The following is a 17,398-nucleotide window of genomic DNA, read 5'->3' on the forward strand; positions in this document are numbered from 1 at the left end:
CGACCAGCTCGGCAACCCCGACTTCGTGGGCGGCGATACCGATGGCGACGGCTACCTCGATGTCGACGAGACCTGGATCTATACCGACAGCTATGTCGTGACCCAGGCCGACGTGGATGCAAATGCGCCGATCGTGAATTTTGTCACTGCAGATGCGAACTCGGTCGCAACCGGCACGGCAGCTCTGCAGGCGACCGACACTGAATCGATCGACGTCTGCTACGAGCCATCGATCGACGTCGAAAAATATGTCTCGATCAATGACAACGTGTTCGATCCGCTACTGGACGACCACGACAGTCCGACGGGGCCGCAGGCTACTTCGGCCAACAACCCGATCTATTTCCTGGTCACGGTTGCGAACGATGGAAACGTCACGCTGACGGGCTTCGACTTCAGCGATATTTTGAGCTCACCGGCAGGTTCGGTCTTCGCAGGAGAGCTGGATTATAGCGATCCCGCCATCGACGCCTGGGTGGATCTCGACGGTGATGGCTTCCGCGATGCCGGAGAGGATTGGGCGACGGTCGACGGCGCCGATGGATCCGTCGACGGAGTGCTCGATTCAGAAGCATTGGCACCAGGCGAGAGCCTCAGCGTCTACTACACCATGCCGTTCGAAGCTGGACAGCACATCAACACTGTCACTGTATCGACCGACCAGGGTGTATCGGACAGCGATGCAGCGCATTACTTCGGTCTAAACGATCCGGCTCCGGGCGTGCGGACGCCAGGCTTCTGGCAGAACCCGAACAATGGCGGCACCTTCTGGGACGGCATTGCGGATAACCAGGCGCATGACGGTCCGGACTTCCCGGATGGGGATCCCGGCACCGATGGCAACCAGGACCTTCTGTATGCTGTCGACAGCAACAATGACGGGGTGATCGATGGCGATGACGAAGTCGGTCTCCTGATCGGTGACTATGACGGCGATGGTCTGACCGGAGCGGGTGAAGACACTCTCTTCATCTCGCTGGAGGATGCCCAGGAAGTGGTCAACGCATCGAGCAAGAAGGGCAACGACGTTGTCTTCAAACTCGGCCGCGACACCGTTGCAACCTGGCTCAATTTCCTTTCCGGAAACGACATCGGCGATGGCTCGGAAAACACCGCCAAGCACTATCTCGACGATGCGATCGACTGGCTGCAAACTTATGCCGGCGCAGACAAGGGCGGTCTCGACGAGACGTTCGACACCTTCGCTCCGACTGGCCGCATCAAGACCAACAGCAGCGATTGGAAGAACCCCGATGGCCTCGATCATTCGGGCGGGGAAATCCACAATGCTCTGGCCGAATATAACGAGGGCGGAACCGTCAACGGTGTGTTCGTGGCAGGCGATGCGGACAGCCTGGCATTCCAGAATGCCCTGGCAGATGCACTGTCGGAAGGACTGTTCGAAGACACGAGCAGCACGACCTTCCGTAGCGAGCTTGAGAACACTGTCTACGAGACATCGCTCAACGCCGGCATCATCGGCGATGGCGCGCTCGATATCGCGGATACCCAATATATCGCGATAGCGTGACGCAACATGACCAGCTCGGCACCGCTGTCGGATGAGACGGCGGTGCCAAGCCTATTCCGGGGGGAGGTAAAGGCAATTGGCTGATTTGGAACACGAGGAATACGACACCAAGACGCGAATAGCACCTTGGCTTTCGGAGCCGTTGAAGAAGAGCCGACCACTCTACATGAGGGTCCTCGTCGCGGCCTTCCTGATCAATTGCTTTGCGCTTGTCACCGCGCTGTTCACGATGACGGTGTACGACCGCATCGTCCCCAACAATGCCACGGAATCACTGATCGGCCTCGCTGTTGGCCTTGGCATCGTGCTCATCTTCGATTTCGTCCTCAAACTCTTACGCGCCTATTTCGTCGATATCGCCGGGGCCCGTGTCGATCGCGATATCGGCAAGGCGATATTCGAGCGCATCCTGGCCTTGAGGCTGGACCTGAGCCGGCACACGACCGGCGGACTGGCCGGCCTTGTCAGGGAGATCGAGACCCTGAGAGACTTTTTTGCGTCGGCCACTATTACTGCGCTTGTCGACGTACCTTTCACGATCATCACGCTTGCCGTAATCGCGATGGTCGGTGGCTGGCTGGTCCTGGTGCCGATCGTGATGATCCCGCTGGTGATCCTGTCCGCCATCGCCACGCAGCCGGCAATGCGCCGCCTTTCCTCGCAATCGCTGGACGAGGCGCTCGGAAAGCAGGCGGTCCTTGTCGAGACCATCGGAAGCCTCGAGACGGTCAAATCTTCAAATGCCGGCGATATGCTCAGCCATCGCTGGGAAGAAGCGATGAAGGGGCACGCCAACGTCTCCCTGCGCCAGCGCCTGACTGCCAACCTTGCGACAACAATTGCCGGTAGCGCGCAGACCATGGCCTATACCGGCATGGTCATCTTCGGCGTCTTCGCGATTGCCGAGCAGAACCTGACGATGGGCGGGCTGATCGCGTGCTCTATCCTCGCAGGCCGCGCCGTCGCGCCGCTTGGCGCGATAGCCACGTTGCTGACTAGGATCCATGCCGCACGCACGGCCTACCGGCGCATCAATACGATGATGGAGATGCCTGCCGAAGGTCCCGAAGGCCTGGGCCTGGCGCCCAACATCCTGGAAGGCGCAATCGAGTTCCGCGATGTCGATTTTCGCTATCCGGGTGCGGCCGAGCTGGCGCTGAGCGGGGTAAATTTCCGCATCGAGCCCGGCGAAAACGTGGCGCTGATCGGGCCGATCGGTTCCGGCAAGTCTACCATCGCCCGGCTGATGATCGGTCTGTATCCGCCGACCAGCGGTCTCGTCATGATCGATGGCACCGATATTCGGCAGCTGACACCCAAATCCCTCCGCGCGAAGGCTGGCGCCCTGCTTCAGGACAACGCCCTTCTGACCGGCAGCATTCGGGAAAATATCATGCTCGGCCGACCGGATGCCGATGACGAGGAAATGATCCGCGCGGCGAAGATCAGCATGGCGCACGACTTCATTTCGCGGATGCCGAACGGGTATGATCTGAAGCTCGCCGACCGTGGATCCGGCCTGTCGGGCGGGCAAAGGCAATCCATCGCGATGGCGCGTGCCCTGGTCGGCCAGCCACCTATCCTCGTTTTCGACGAGCCGACCTCGGCCGTCGATACGGAGACGGAAGCCAAGCTCATCAACAATCTGCGCAAGGAATTTGCAGGAAGGACCCTGGTCCTGATTACCCATCGCCCTTCCCTTCTCGCGCTCGTGGACAGGGTCATCCTGATGTCGCGCGGACGGGTGGCGATGGATGGCACGCCTGAAGACATAACGCGCAAGGTAACGAGGATAGCAGCACGATGAACGCTTTCTCAAAAATCACCAGCCAACTCCTTGGCGAAGATGGCGAATTCGAAGCCCAGGAGATCAAGGCCAGAAAATCCTCGAACATCATCCTGTGGTCGATTGCCGCGTTTACCGTGCTTGCGGTGATCTGGGCGGCATTCACCACTGTGGAGCGAACAGTCCGCGCTGCAGGGCGGGTTGTTCCGAGCTCCAAATTGCAGGTTGTCTCCAACCTGGAAGGCGGCGTCGTCCAGGAAATCATGGTGACGGCAGGCAAGGAAGTCCGGCGCGGTCAAATCCTGGTGCGGCTCAACCCCGCGATCACAGGCTCGGCCCTCGACAGTTCGGAAGCAGGTGTCAGCGCACTCGAAGCGCGCATTGCTCGCCTACGCGCCGAAGTCAGTGGCGGCGCTCCTGACTATGGGTCCCTACCCTCTGACCAAATTGCCATCGAAAGGTCGCTTCACAGCGCTCGATCAGCCGAACTGAGCAGTCTGCGGTCAGCTGGCGAAGCACGCATTGTCCAGGCCCGCAGGTCCGTCGCGGAAGCCCAGTCGATCCTGACTGCGCGACGCTCTAATCTCGTCACGGCAGAACGCGAGCTCACGATGCTGAGGCCGTTGGCAGAGCAAAAGATCGTCCCGCAAATCGAGCTGATCCAGGCCGAAAACGCAGCGCAGGTGGCCGCGAGCGAAGTCTCTGCGGCCGAAGCGTCCCTCGCTCGGGCGCAATCCAGCATCGCGGAAGCACAAGCCGCCCTCGCCCAACAAGTGAGCGATTGGCGAAGCCGGGCAGGCATGGAGCTCTCCCAGGCGCAGGCTGACCTTTCCGTCCAGCAAATGACGCTGCCCGGTCTCGAGGACCGGGTCGACCGCACGGTCATCCGCGCACCGATGAGCGGCTTGGTCAATCGCGTGTTCGTCACCACCGTCGGCGGCACGGTTGCGTCGGGCGAACCGATCGTGGAGATCGTCCCGACCGACGATGCGCTTTATGTCGAAGCGATGGTGCGGCCGCAGGATATTGCGAACGTCGGTTTGTCGCAGAACGCCTTCGTGGAGATTACCGCTTACAACCCGGCAATCTTCGGCAAGATGGCGGGAACGGTCACATCCATTTCGCCAGACGCGGTCGTGAACGAGGACACCGGAGAGAGCTTCTATACGGTCGAGGTACAGACAACCGACGTCCTGAAAGATCAGGATGGGAACCCGTTGGAGATCGGGCCAGGAATGGTAGCGAATGTCAGCCTGCTAGGCGAAGAACGCTCGATCCTGTCTTACCTCTTCACTCCGATCACCTGGCTGAAGGAGCGGGCGTTCCGCGAATAGCTGACCGGTCAGTCGCGCTTCTTTGGCCTCACCAGAGACTGTGCCTGACGCTCATCCTGCGGATAATCCTCGGGAGAGACGCTCGACTGGTTTTTAAGGGCGATATGGTCTTCCACTATACCACCGTCGCGTGAGGCACCCTCGTCGTTATCGGTCGAGGCATCCTGCGGATCGTCGTCGATTTCGTATTCCATTCTGGAAGCTCCTTTCCCCAAAGAACGAAGCTTGCCAGCGCACGGTTCCTTCCGAGTGATAAGCTTATTTTTCCCGGTTGAGGATTTCGTCCATCTGCTCTCGCAGGATCGGATCCCACTCCTCTCGCAACTCGCGGACGCGGGCCATGAGCTCCTCGTTTTCGTGGAACGGAACACCGACGCGGTAGAGGCTGGCAACTTCGGGCATGGCGGCGCGGTCGTTCTTCTCGAACGCATCAGTAGCGGCCTGGGCCTGTTCCCGGTTCATCCCGAGCGCCTCGTAGGCCGAGCGGCCGATCCTCAGACTTGAATCGTAAGTCTCGCGAATGATGTCCCGGCAACCGAATGCCCACAGGTCGTATACATGATTGCGATCAATTGCCCGGGCGGTGATGTGCACATCCGGGTAGTTCTGGATGACGTGCTTCACGAGCTTGTCGATCTGCTCCCTCTCATCCAGCGCGACGACGAGCAGCTTCGCATTTTCGATACCCGCCGACACAAGCAGGTCCGGGCGGGTCGCATCCCCGAAATATGTGCGAAAGCCAAACTTGCGCACGATCTCCAATTGGGCGCTGTCATAGTCGATCACCGTGGTCGAATAGCCCGCAAGCTGGAGCATGCGATCGACGATGCCTCCTACGCGGCCGCGTCCTGCGATGATGACGGGGTTCTCCTCGTCGATCGCGTCGGGCTCACGTTCCTGACCCTTGCAATAGAACCTCGCGACACCCTTGTCGTAGAAGATGAACAGGAGCGGCGTGGCTAGCATGGTGAGCGCCACGACCAGCAGCAACAGGTCTGCCTGGGCCTGGCCGAACACCGCATTGGCGACGGCAAAGGAGATCAGGACGAATGCAAACTCGCCAGCTTGCGGAAGGCTGAGGGCGAACAGCCACAGGGCTTGCCTTCTCAACCCGTAGAACCAGCCTACTGCGAAGAGCACCGCGAACTTCGCTGAGATTGTCACGGCCGCCCAGAACAGCACCGACTGCCACATCTGACTCGCCAGGACGAAGTCGATCCCTGCACCCACGGTAATGAAGAACAGCCCAAGGAGCAGTCCCTTGAAGGGGTTGATGTCGCTTTCGAGTTCGTGCCGGTACTCGCTGGTTGCGAGGACGACTCCCGCCACGAATGCGCCAAGGGCGGGAGACAGGCCTACAAGCGACATCAGCAGGGCGATCCCGATCACCACACCCAATGCGGCAGCGGTGAAGAGCTCGCGCAAATTGGCGGCCGCGATGTAGCGAAACAGCGGACGGACAGCGAAAATCCCGATACCGATGACCACGGCCACTGCCGCAAGTCTGCAAAGCGCCGCGAGCCATACTGGCATGGAAGCTGTGAGGTCGATCCCTCCATGGCCGCCCTCCCCGCCGTGGGCTGCTCCTGCACCATAGAGTTCGGGCATCGCGAGAAGCGGCAGCAAAGCCAGGATCGGGATCACCGCGACGTCCTGCACGAGGAGGACGGAGAAACTCGCCTCCCCTCCCTCGCTCTTCATGAGATTCTTCTCGGTCAGCGTCTGGACGATGATGGCGGTCGACGAGAGCGCCAGGACCATCCCGATCGCGAGCGCCGTCTGCCATGGATTGCCGTCGAGCAGGGCGATCCCCATCAGTGCAAGCGTCGTCAGGAGAACTTGCCCGCCCCCTAGGCCGAGGAGCTTGCCCCGCATTGCCCAAAGTCGTTGCGGCTCCATCTCCAGGCCGATGATGAAGAGCATCATCACGACCCCGAACTCGGCAAAGACCTGCAGCGCCTCGACGTCGACGTTCCCGGCCGCAAGCAGTGGACTGATTGCCATGCCTGCAAGAAGGTACCCGAGCACCGAGCCCAGTCCGAAACGTGTCGCCAGGGGAACGGCGATCACGCCCGCAGCAAGGATCAGGAAGGCGAGGATAAGGAACGACGTCACTTCGGCTTAGCCTCCATCATGATACCCTGTGGACCGCCGGGTTCCTACTCACCTAACACGCGCAGGCGGGCTTGTCTTGCGACCTGAATGCAACCGTTTCCTGAGATTGAGGAAGGGGACTTCCAACCAGTGGTAAGAGGCCGCCGAGAACAGGAAGCTGAGGGCAAAATTCAGGACGATCAATGCAGGGCGAGGAAGGTCGTCAACAAGAGGCCCGGTCAGATACAGCATCAGGAAATGCCAGAGATAAAGCGAATAGCTGAGCTTCCCGATATAGACCGGCAGGCGCGTGTTGAGCAGGCGCTGGAGCCAGCCCAACCTGTCTGAAAACAATACGCTGACGAGCGCCATCGCGATCGCGATACCCAGGAGGGAATAGCGCAGTGTCTCGCGGAAAAACGGATCGCGATACAGCAGGCAGAACAGAACGAGCGCTCCCGCCACGAAGAGCGTGGCCGGCCTTGCCAAACGGATGAGAAGATCACGACCCCACTCGCTTGCGCAGAGGACGGCGATTGCGACACCGTATGCGATGGAGTCCATCCGGAATTCGGTCCGGTAATAGAAGTAGTAGCTTCCGATAAGCTCCGGATTCTGTGACGCCGTAAACAATCGCAGCAGCAGCGATGCGACGATCACTCCCAAGACCACGAAGCCCAGTTTCCTCGGCGCTCCGCTGGCGAGCACGAATGCCGCCGGGAACAGGAGGTAGAAGTGTTCCTCGACGCTCAACGACCAGAAGATCACGAGCGGCATGACTTCCTTGGAAGGATCGATGAAACTCGCAAAGTAGTAGTTCGAGAAGTAGAACAGGGCCGATGCGGGTTGCCACCAATCCACCGCTTTACCCTGGAGCAAGAACAGCCCGACCACCGTCGCGGTGAAGACGAGGGCCACCGGATAAAGCCGGTAGAAACGCCTGAGATAGAAGTTCTTCATGCCGATGGACGACGTGGCTTCGTGTTCGACGAAAAACTGGCGCGCGATCAGGAAGCCGCTGATGACGAAGAAGACGTAGACGCCGAAGCCGCCCGGGATCATGTTCGTCACGAAATGCGAGAACATCACGATCAGCACGCTGATTGCCCGCATCCCGTCGAGGCTCGGGATATAGCGTTTCGTGTTCGCTACGTCGGCCTGCAATTCAGGCGCCGGTTCCCTCAGCCAGGATCGGAAGCGTCCGAAGGCGCCGGAAGGTGTCACATCTGACATGGAAACTCTGGTTTCGCGTTATTGAAGGCTGCGTGCCTTAGACAAGTCCTGCCATAGAACAAGGCCAACCATCGCCCCAATAACAATCTTCAGATGTGCAAGGCCCGTCCATAACTTGCCAACACGCTTTCATGCATGCTTTCGCTGATAGTCGGGTGCGGGAAGACGGTGTTCATCAGTTCCGCCTCTGTCGTCTCCAGCGTCTTGCCGACGACGAAGCCCTGGATCATCTCGGTCACTTCTGCGCCAACCATGTGCGCGCCGAGCAATTCGCCGGTTTTCGCATCGAAGACGGTTTTCACGAAGCCTTCCGCTTCGCCCAGTGCGATCGCCTTCCCGTTGCCGATGAAGGGGAAGGTGCCCGCCTTCACCGAATAGCCCGCTTCCTTGGCTTTCGCTTCGGTCAGGCCGACGCTGGCGATCTGCGGGTGGCAATAGGTGCAGCCTGGGATGTTGTTGCGGTCGAGCGGGTGCGGGTGGACGTCCTTGTTGCCCAGTTCCTTGGCAATCGCTTCCGCAGTGGTAACGCCTTCGTGGCTTGCCTTGTGCGCCAGCCAAGGGCCGGGCGTGCAGTCGCCGATCGCCCACAGGCCCTTCGATTTCGTGCGACCATAATCGTCGATCTGGATGAAGCCGCGGTCCATCTCAGCCAGCTTTTCGAGCCCGATGTTTTCGGTGTTCGGCACGATGCCGATGGCGGTGATGCAGTGGGTGAACTCGGTTTCCGAGACCTTGCCCTTGCTGTCCTTGATCTTGGCCTTCACGCCGCTGCCGGTGACCTTGAGGTCCTCGACACCTGCGCCGGTCATGATCGTCATGCCCTGCTTGGTGAGGCTCTTCTCGAGGAAAGCGGAGACGTCCTTGTCTTCCACCGGCACGATCCGGTCGAGCATCTCGACCACGGTCACATCGCAGCCCATGTCGTTGTAGAAGCTGGCAAACTCGATCCCGATCGCGCCCGATCCGATGACAAGCAGCTTCTTGGGCATTTCCGGCGGGGTCATGGCGTGGCGATAGGTCCACACGCGCTTGCCGTCGGCCTTGGCGAACGGCAGGTCGCGGGCACGTGCGCCGGTGGCGACGATGACGTGCTTGGCGGTGAGCTTCTCTTCGCCCTTTTCCCCTTTCACGGTAAGGCTGGTCGGGCCGGTCAGCTGCCCCTCGCCCATGTGAACCGTGATCTTGTTCTTCTTCATCAGGTGCGTGACGCCCTGGTTCAACTGCTTGGCCACGCCGCGGCTGCGTTTCACCACAGCTTCCAGGTCCGCCTCGATCTTGCCGGCGATCTTCAGGCCATAGTCGCTCGCGTGCTGGGCATAATGCAGGATCTCGGCAGAGCGCAGCAGCGCCTTGGTCGGAATGCACCCCCAGTTGAGACAGATGCCCCCCAACAACTCGCGTTCGACGATGGCGGTCTTCAGGCCCAGCTGTGCGCAGCGGATCGCTGCGACATAGCCGCCGGGTCCGGAGCCGAGAACGATGACGTCGTATTGGGTAGCCATTTGGATTTAGCCTTCGGTCTGTCCGACAGAGTGGAACACATGGAACACGGTCCTGGCGGTAAAAACCGCGAAGGACGCGTCAGGGGAAGCGAAATAGGTATTCGTGGGGGTCATCGGCGCGTTCATGCAGGCATCCTAACGCCGAACGGAATAAGTAGGACAGGTGTCATGCCCACCGCTCCGCCACGGCGCGCGGACGGTCGTTTTCGTCGAGCAGGACGAATTTGAACGTTCCCTGCGCCACCTTCGTTTCTGCAACCCCGTTGCGCTCGCGGGCGATCGCCTCGGCAGTGATGGTGAGCGAGGTGTTGCCGGTGGTGGAAATCTCGCAGTAGACCGACAATTCGTCACCCACCTGCATCGCGCCGGGGAAGGCGAAGTCGGTGGCCGAAACGACCACCGCCTTGCCCTGCCCCTCGCGGCTTGCAAGCGAGCCTGCTCCGAGCGCCATCTGGCTCATCAGCCACCCGCCGAACACGCCCCCGTAAGGGTTCGTGTCGGCGGGCATGGCCGTGACGCGGATGAGGGGATCACGTCCCAAGCGGATCAACCCGCCTGGTTGGTGAGATAGGTGCCGTTGATCCACCCCGACTGGCATTGCCCGTCGTAGGCGCGGCGATCCGCAACCGGCGTTCCGGTGCCGCAATCGGCCGCATTCTTGGAGTAGACTACACCAACCCAGTCGCCTTCGTTTTCGCAGATCGAAACCATTTGTCCGGGCTGCAGCAGGTCGGTTTGATCGGCCGCAGCATCGGGGGCGGAGTGCACGGTGAGGACCTGACCTTCCAGCGTGTCGAGCGCGCCCACGGTTCCGGCGCCGCCGCATGCATCCATGTTCGCTTCACCGCCATACATGACGGGACGAGCAGCGATGGTCGCATCGGCAGGTGCGGTTACCACTCCGTCGTTGGCGGGCGCTTCTTCGGCTTCCTGCGAACAGGCTGCGAGCGCCAGCGCGAGCGCCGGAATGGCGATTGCAGTGCGGATCATGATGTTTCTCCTCTATTCAGGCGGACGGTGTGCCTGCCCTCTTTTTAACGAACCGTGCGGACGGGGATTTGTGTCCAGGAAAGGATGCGTGGTTCTGACACCAAAAGCGAAGCATGACTGAACCGAACCGCTATTCATCGGAACTTTCCGCGTGTGCATCTGCTGTGCTTTCCGAATCCGCAAGACCCACAGCGCGCCAAGCAGACATGGGTATGGCGTATGCAATAAGGCCCGTTACCAAGACTGCCGTTATTAACCAGCGCGCGTATTCGACGTAATTCGACAATGCCAATGCTATGATGAGCAATGCGAAACCCACGATAGCGACTCCAGCAAAGTGGTCGCTGCTATTGTAGGAAGTGAGCCCTGCGAGGGCGCCCACTGCGCCAATCGCCAGAGAGACGCCGACAAGTATCTTCGCAACGTGATCATTACCCGCGATCCAGACTGAAAAAATTACCGCCACGGTCACCGCATAAATAACGACCTTGAACGTCATGGCTTGGCAACTCGATACTCTGTCCCGATCAAACCACCAGCCCCATCGGGTTCTCCACCAGCTGTTGGAAGGCCTGCATGAACTGCGCGCCGTCCGCGCCGTCGATGGCGCGGTGATCGAAGCTGCCGGTGGCGCTCATCACGGTGGCGACGCCGAGTGCGCCGTCGATGACGTGCGGGCGCTGCTCGCCCGCGCCGACCGCGAGGATCATCGCCTGCGGCGGGTTGATCACCGCGTCGAACTGCTTGGTGCCGAACATGCCGAGGTTGGAGAGCGAGGCGGTGCCGCCCTGGAATTCATGCGGCTGCAGCTTGCCGTCGCGCGCCTTGCCCGCAAGCTCCTTCATCTCGGTGCTGATCTGTGCGAGGCCCTTGCGGCCCGCGTCGCGGATGATCGGCGTGATGAGGCCCGAAGGCGCGGCCACGGCGACAGAGATGTCCTCGCGCGTGTATTGGTAGAGCTCGTCGCCCTGGAAGCTGACATTGCACAGCGGCACGCGCTGCAGCGCGCGGGCCTGCGCCTTGATGAGCAGGTCGTTCACCGACAGCTTGATGCCGTCCGCTTCGAGGCTCTTGTTGAGCTCGCTGCGCAGCTTGAGCAGCGCGTCGAGCCGCACGTCCACGGTGAGATAGATGTGCGGGATGGTCTGCTTCGCCTCGGTCAGGCGACGGGCAATGACCTTGCGGACATTGTTGAGCTTCTGCGCTTCGTAAGGTGCGTCGAGATCGCCGCCCTGTGTCGCCGGCTTGGCCGGTGCAGGCGCGGGAGCGGCTGCTTCCTTGGCAGGCGCCGCACCGGGTTTCGCATCCTCGACGTCGGCCTTCACGATGCGGCCATTGGGTCCGGAGCCCTTTATGGTCGACAGGTCCAGACCTTTGTCCTCTGCAATCCGTCGTGCGAGCGGCGATGCCTTGATGCGGCCGCCATCGTCGGACTTCTTCGCGGCAGGCGCGGGTGCGGGAGAGGAAGTGGGCGCCTCGGTCTGCTTCTCTTCCTGCTCGACCTTTTCCTCGCGCGCTTCTTCGGCCTTGTCCTCGCCGCCGCTAGGAGCAGCCGCTGCGGCCTCGTCCAGATCCTCGCCCTCTTCGGCAAGCATGGCGATCACGGTGCCAACCTTCACGCCCTCGGTGCCCTCTTCAACCGCGATCGAGGCGATGGTGCCTTCGTCCACGGCTTCGAATTCCATCGTCGCCTTGTCGGTTTCGATTTCCGCCATGATGTCGCCGGCTTCGACCTTGTCTCCCGGCTTTACGCGCCATTTGGCGAGCGTGCCTTCTTCCATGGTCGGGGATAGGGCGGGCATCTTGATCGGCGTGGGCATGTGCTGACGTTACGTCCTCGCTGGAAATACTGTTGTTGGGACCTCTGGCCAAAATGCGCCGTCGCCGCAAGGTCCTTGCGCAGAATACGAATTACCGGATAGGCCTGCGTCCAGAAGAGGGGAACGGGTCATGCGTACTTACCTGGTCGTCATGGACGAAACGGAAGAATCGAAGCAGGCGCTGCGGTTTGCCTCGCTGCGCGCAATGAAGACGAATGGCTCGGTGCACATACTTGCGCTGGTGCCGCAGCAGACCTTCAACGCTTTCGGCGGCGTGCAGGCGACGATCGAGCAGGAGGCGCGAGAGCGTGCCGAAGTGCTCGCCAATAGCGCGGCGGGCAACATCTTCGGCGAAATGGGCAAGATGCCCGTTATTGCAGTCCGCCCGGGCTCGCCTGCCGACGTGATCAAGACCTATCTGGAAGACCATGGAGAGATCGCGGCCCTGGTACTGGGCACGACGAGCGATGGTGGGAAGGACCCGCTGGTCCAGCATTTCTCGGCCCGCGCCAGCGAGCTGCCCTGCCCGCTCTATATCGTGCCGGGTAAACTCACGCGCGAGCAGTTGGACGCACTTGCCTAGCGCTTTTTCCTACCCTGGTGCCGGATATTCTTCGGGCGTCCGCGCTGGCCGGTCTGGTGTTTCTGGCGCGGGGCACCCTTGCCTTTCGCCAGCGGCTTCTTCTTGCGGGGCGGCGGGCGGTCCCCGCGCTTTTCGATGGGCGAGCCGTCGCTTTCGGGCACTTCGAATTTCATCGCGCCTGTGAGCGGGTTCGATTCCGCCAGCTTGAGCTTGAGCCGGTCGCCCACGGCATAGGTCTTGCCGCTGTTTTCGCCCACAAGCTGGCGGGCAGCCTCGTCATAGCGGAAATATTCGCGGCCCAAGGTGGACACCGGTACCAGCCCGTCACCGCCGAGGTTCTCGATGGTGGCGAAGAAGCCGAAACCCTGCACACCGGTGATCCGCGTGTCGAAAATCTCCCCGACCCGGCCGGAAAGCCATGCGGCGACATAGCGGTCGATGGTGTCGCGCTCTGCCTCCATCGCGCGGCGTTCGGTCTGGCTGATGGCATCGGTGATCTGGCTAAGCGCTGTCTTGTCGCGGTCCGACAGACCCGAGGCAGGGGGGATGTCGCCCTTGGGCTCGGGCTGTTCGAGATGGTAGGCATCGACCAGCGCGCGGTGGACCAGGAGGTCGGCATAGCGGCGAATGGGCGAGGTGAAATGCGCATAGCTGCCGAGCGCGAGGCCGAAATGCCCGGCATTCGCTGGACCGTAATAGGCCTGCGTCTGGCTGCGCAGCACCGCTTCCATGATCAGCGCCTTTTCCGCCGGATCGCCGATGTCCTTCAGCATCCGGTTGAAGAGGCCGGGCGTGATGACCTGCCCGAGTGCGAAATTGCGGCCCTGCGTGGCGAGATATTCCTTGAAGGCGACCAGCTTCTCGCGGCTCGGCGTTTCATGGACCCGGTAGACGACCGGGGCCTTCTTTGCTTCCAGCGCCTTGGCCGCCGCGACATTGGCCGCGATCATGAAATCTTCCACCACGCGGTGCGCGTCGAGGCGTTCGCGCACAGCGATTTCCTCGATCACACCCTCGTCATTGAGGCGGACCTGACGTTCTGGCAGTTCGAGGTCCAGCGGATCGCGGGCCTCCCGTGCCTTGTGCAGCAATTCCCACGCGCCCCAGAGATGCTTGAGGGTATCGTCCGCGCTGCCATCGTCGATGGCCTTCTGCGCGTCCTCATAGGCCGTGTTCGAGGCAAGCCTCACGATGGCGCGGGTAAAGCGCCAATCGGTCACCTTGCCTTCGGGCGAAATAGAGATGTGGCAGGCCATTGCCGCCCGGTCTTCACCTTCGACCAGCGAGCAGACGTTGGCGCTGAGGATTTCCGGCAGCATCGGTACGACGCGGTCTGGGAAATAGACCGAATTTCCGCGCTTGCGCGCCTCGCGGTCGAGCGCACCGCCCGGCCGTACGTAGAAACTGACGTCGGCAATCGCGACGATGGCGCGGTAGCCGCCCTTTCCGTCGGGTTCGGCCCAGATGGCATCGTCATGGTCGCGCGCATCGGCAGGGTCGATGGCGATGATGGGTACGTCCCGCAGGTCTTCGCGCTTGTCCTCGCTCAATGGGAGCTGTGCCACCTGCTGCGCTTCCTCCAGCGCCTCTTCAGGGAAGATGTGCGGGATGCCGTGCTTTGCGATGGCAATCAGGCTGAAACTCTTCGGTGCGAGCGGATCGCCAATCACTTCCACGACCTTGACCGCGGAACGGGCCGACTTGCCGGCCTTTTCCGCGAGCACGAGGTCGCCCTCTTCCGCCCCGCCAAGGTCCGAAATCGGAGAGGAATTGCGCACGCGCTTGTCCACCGGCGCGAGCCATGCCTTTCCGCCGCCGTCGATCTCGACGACGCCCATCAGGCCTTCGGTGCGCGCGGGCAGCTTCTTCATCGGATGGGCAATCCACCCACGGGGCTTTTCTTCGGTTCGCGCAAGGAAGCGATCGCCGCGCTTGAGGGCAGCGACCTTCTTGCTTTCCTTGACCGTAAGGCGCGGGGCTTTTTCCTTGCTGTCCGGATCCCAGTTCTCGGGAACGGCAATCGGTTCGCCGTCCTCGATTTCGAGGACCTTCAGCACCGTTACCTTCGGCACGCCGCCCATGCGGTGATAGGCGGTGCGCTTGCCGTCGATCAGGCCTTCTTCGGCCATGTCCTTGAGGCGCTTCTTCAGCGCGATCTTTTCCTGGCCCTTCAGGCCGAACGCCTTCGCGATCTCGCGTTTGCCGGCGGGGGTCGGCGAGCCCTGGATGAATTCGAGTATCTGTTCTTTGCTCGGGAGACCCTGTGGCCGCCCGGTTCGATTATGTTTTTTCATGATACGCCATATGGGGACGCATGGTCCCCATGTCACGGGGCGTCAGTACGCCTTGGCGAGCAGGACCCGTTCGGTGGCCGGTCTGCCGGTGAAGATGCACTCGCCGTCCACCGGTGCCGCGCCGATCGGGACGTTGCGCATGGTGAGCTTCAACGCCTTCAGTCGCTCGACCACTTCTTCGAGTTCGGCTCCGGTCGGCTTGGACCACTGGACCTCGACCCATCCCGGATAGCGCGAGGCGGAGAAGAACTTCTCGACCTCGCCAAAATCGGTGACTCCGCGGGTGATGTTGGCCTCGCGGCGCTCCTGCGCTTCGGTCAGCAGGCTGGATTGCATATCGGCAAGGATGTCGGGCACTGTCTGGCCGGCAATTTCGCGCGTGGGGGTCTGGAATGCGGGCTTGCCGTTTTCCTCGTTCCACAGCCTGTCGCGGCGAAGCAGGCTGACGACGCCGTTCTCCATGTCGCGGCCACCGACCTCGATGATGATCGGCGCACCCTTGCGCACATAGTCCCAGCGCTTGGCGGCAGCCTTGCCCGGGCGCGTATCGAGGAGCACGCGCAGCGGCTCGCCCAGAACGTGCTGCGATGCGAGCGTGGCGCGCAGAGCCTCGCAATAGTCGATCAGTGCCTCGTCTTCGGGCTTGTCACGCAACATGGGCAGGATGACCACCTGCTGCGGAGCGATCTTCGGGGGCAGGCGCAGCCCGTCATCGTCACCATGCGTCATGATGACGCCGCCAACCATCCGCGTCGAAACGCCCCAGCTGGTGGTGTGGCAGAGGCTCTCGCCGCCGTCCTTGTTTTGGTATTTGATCCCACTGGCTTCGGCGAAATTAGTGCCGAGATAATGGCTTGTGCCTGCCTGCAGCGCCTTGCCGTCCTGCATCATGGCTTCGATCGACCAGGTCTCGACCGCACCGGGAAAACGTTCGTTCTCCGGCTTCTCGCCCGGGATCACGGCCAGCGCCAGATCTTCGTCCGCGAAAGCGCGATAAACTTCGAGCATAGTGAGCGTGTGGTCTTTCGCCTCGGCCTCGTCGGCATGGGCGGTATGGCCTTCCTGCCAAAGGAATTCGCTGGTGCGCAGGAACATGCGGGTGCGCATTTCCCAGCGCACGACATTGGCCCACTGGTTGAGCTTAAGCGGCAGGTCGCGCCAGCTCTGCACCCAGCGCGCCATGGCATCGCCGATGATCGTTTCCGAGGTCGGGCGGACCACCAGCGGCTCTTCGAGCTTGGCTTCGGGATCGGGCACGAGACCGCCATCCTTGCCAGCGATCAGGCGGTGATGGGTGACGACCGCCATTTCCTTGGCGAAACCTTCGACGTGTTCCGCCTCGCGCTCGAAATTAGAGAGCGGGATGAAGATCGGGAAATAGGCGTTGGAATGGCCCGTCGCCTTGATCCGGTCGTCGAGCAGGCGCTGCATGCGCTCCCAGATGCCGTAACCCCAAGGGCGAATGACCATGCACCCGCGAACGCCCGATTCCTCGGCCATTTCGGCGGAGGAGATGACGTCCTGATACCAGGCTGCGAAATCGTCGGCGCGCGTGGTGTTCAAGGCATGGCGGATCTGGGCCACGGGTAATTCCTGTATCTGGTGGGTTTCGGCGCGGGCCGATGCAATTATTTGCTCAGTTCGTCCAGCTTCTTCTGCATTTCAGCCATCTGGGTACGCATCTGGGCAAGCTCTGCAGACTGGTCGGGCTTGGCGGATTTGGAACCCGTCTTGAGCGAGCCCGGGATGAAGGCCTCGGCGGCGTTCTGCATCATCTTGAAATTGGCCTCGGCCATCTTGGCCAGCGGGTTCGCCTCGATGCCCTTGGCAAATGCGGCTTGGATCTGTTCGCGGTTCTTGCGGAAATTCGCCATGCTGGCTTCGAGATAGCTGGGCATCATCGCCTGCATCGAATTGCCGTACATGGAGATAAGATCGCGCAGGAAGCTGACTGGGAGCATCTGCTGGCCGCCCTGGCTTTCTTCCTCGACGATAATCTGGGTGAGGATCGTATGCGTGATGTCGTCACCGCTCTTCGCATCGACCACCTGGAAGTCGACATTCTCGCGTACCATCTTCGCCAGATCGTCCAGCGTGATGTAGCTGCTGGTGTCGGTATTGTAGAGCCGCCGGTTGGCGTACTTCTTGATGATGATGGGTTCGCCCTCTGCGGTGCGTTTCGCCATGAATTGCCTCTTCCCTATTGTGCGTTGCAGCCATGCTTAGCAGGC

At 61.3% G+C, this 17,398-nt stretch carries 15 protein-coding genes; 4 read left to right on the forward strand and 11 right to left on the reverse strand.

The window, feature by feature from the left end:
* The 3 genes from LCM24_RS00005 to LCM24_RS00015 all read left to right on the forward strand — a co-directional run.
* Positions 1-1,531, forward strand: a 1,531-nt coding sequence (locus LCM24_RS00005; RefSeq protein ID WP_224802222.1) for a hypothetical protein, incomplete at its 5' end; no start/stop codon positions are given.
* A gap of 85 nt (positions 1,532-1,616) precedes the next feature.
* Positions 1,617-3,338, forward strand: a complete 1,722-nt coding sequence (locus LCM24_RS00010) for a type I secretion system permease/ATPase (protein WP_224803427.1) — start codon at positions 1,617-1,619, stop codon at positions 3,336-3,338.
* Complete coding sequence (locus tag LCM24_RS00015) at positions 3,335-4,651, forward strand: HlyD family type I secretion periplasmic adaptor subunit (RefSeq protein ID WP_090483080.1); 1,317 nt, start codon at positions 3,335-3,337, stop codon at positions 4,649-4,651. The genes LCM24_RS00010 and LCM24_RS00015 overlap by 4 nt, the downstream gene beginning before the upstream one ends.
* An 8-nt stretch (positions 4,652-4,659) precedes the next feature.
* Here LCM24_RS00015 and LCM24_RS00020 read toward each other — a convergent pair whose 3' ends face one another.
* The 8 genes from LCM24_RS00020 to LCM24_RS00055 form a co-directional block, all read right to left on the reverse strand.
* The gene (locus tag LCM24_RS00020) at positions 4,660-4,845 is read right to left on the reverse strand and encodes a hypothetical protein (protein ID WP_224802223.1); all 186 of its coding nucleotides are present in this window, start codon (positions 4,843-4,845) and stop codon (positions 4,660-4,662) included.
* Positions 4,846-4,909: 64 nt separating this feature from the next.
* Positions 4,910-6,766: a cation:proton antiporter gene (locus LCM24_RS00025; protein ID WP_224802224.1), complete on the reverse strand. Its 1,857-nt coding sequence runs from the start codon at positions 6,764-6,766 to the stop codon at positions 4,910-4,912.
* 48 nt (positions 6,767-6,814) lie between these two features.
* Entirely contained in the window at positions 6,815-7,909 is a 1,095-nt protein-coding gene (locus LCM24_RS00030; RefSeq protein WP_224802225.1) for an acyltransferase family protein, read from the reverse strand.
* A gap of 158 nt (positions 7,910-8,067) precedes the next feature.
* Complete coding sequence (gene lpdA / locus LCM24_RS00035) at positions 8,068-9,480, reverse strand: dihydrolipoyl dehydrogenase (RefSeq protein WP_224802226.1); 1,413 nt, start codon at positions 9,478-9,480, stop codon at positions 8,068-8,070.
* A gap of 166 nt (positions 9,481-9,646) precedes the next feature.
* Complete coding sequence (locus LCM24_RS00040) at positions 9,647-9,988, reverse strand: acyl-CoA thioesterase (protein WP_224803428.1); 342 nt, start codon at positions 9,986-9,988, stop codon at positions 9,647-9,649.
* Between the two features lie 38 nt (positions 9,989-10,026).
* On the reverse strand, positions 10,027-10,470 hold the full coding sequence (locus tag LCM24_RS00045; RefSeq protein WP_224802227.1) for a hypothetical protein: 444 nt from the start codon (positions 10,468-10,470) through the stop codon (positions 10,027-10,029).
* 130 nt (positions 10,471-10,600) lie between these two features.
* On the reverse strand, positions 10,601-10,969 hold the full coding sequence (locus tag LCM24_RS00050) for a hypothetical protein (RefSeq protein WP_224802228.1): 369 nt from the start codon (positions 10,967-10,969) through the stop codon (positions 10,601-10,603).
* Positions 10,970-10,997: 28 nt separating this feature from the next.
* The gene (locus LCM24_RS00055; protein ID WP_224802229.1) at positions 10,998-12,290 is read right to left on the reverse strand and encodes a pyruvate dehydrogenase complex dihydrolipoamide acetyltransferase; all 1,293 of its coding nucleotides are present in this window, start codon (positions 12,288-12,290) and stop codon (positions 10,998-11,000) included.
* Positions 12,291-12,420: 130 nt separating this feature from the next.
* Here LCM24_RS00055 and LCM24_RS00060 point away from each other — a divergent pair, with 130 nt between their 5' ends.
* A complete protein-coding gene (locus tag LCM24_RS00060) occupies positions 12,421-12,873 on the forward strand; it encodes a universal stress protein (RefSeq protein WP_090483070.1) in 453 nt (150 codons plus the stop codon).
* Here LCM24_RS00060 and rnr read toward each other — a convergent pair.
* Genes rnr through phaR form a run of 3 tightly spaced genes read right to left on the reverse strand, consistent with a single transcriptional unit; the run spans position 12,870 to position 17,353 of the window.
* Complete coding sequence (gene rnr, locus LCM24_RS00065) at positions 12,870-15,167, reverse strand: ribonuclease R (protein ID WP_224802230.1); 2,298 nt, start codon at positions 15,165-15,167, stop codon at positions 12,870-12,872. The genes LCM24_RS00060 and rnr overlap by 4 nt on opposite strands.
* A 42-nt stretch (positions 15,168-15,209) precedes the next feature.
* A complete protein-coding gene (gene proS / locus LCM24_RS00070) occupies positions 15,210-16,751 on the reverse strand; it encodes a proline--tRNA ligase (protein WP_224802231.1) in 1,542 nt (513 codons plus the stop codon).
* Positions 16,752-16,795: 44 nt separating this feature from the next.
* Positions 16,796-17,353, reverse strand: a complete 558-nt coding sequence (gene phaR, locus LCM24_RS00075) for a polyhydroxyalkanoate synthesis repressor PhaR (RefSeq protein WP_221565346.1) — start codon at positions 17,351-17,353, stop codon at positions 16,796-16,798.
* Between the last annotated feature and the right edge of the window lie 45 nt (positions 17,354-17,398).

This window comes from Qipengyuania aquimaris (genome assembly GCF_020171965.1).
Lineage (GTDB): Bacteria > Pseudomonadota > Alphaproteobacteria > Sphingomonadales > Sphingomonadaceae > Qipengyuania > Qipengyuania aquimaris_A.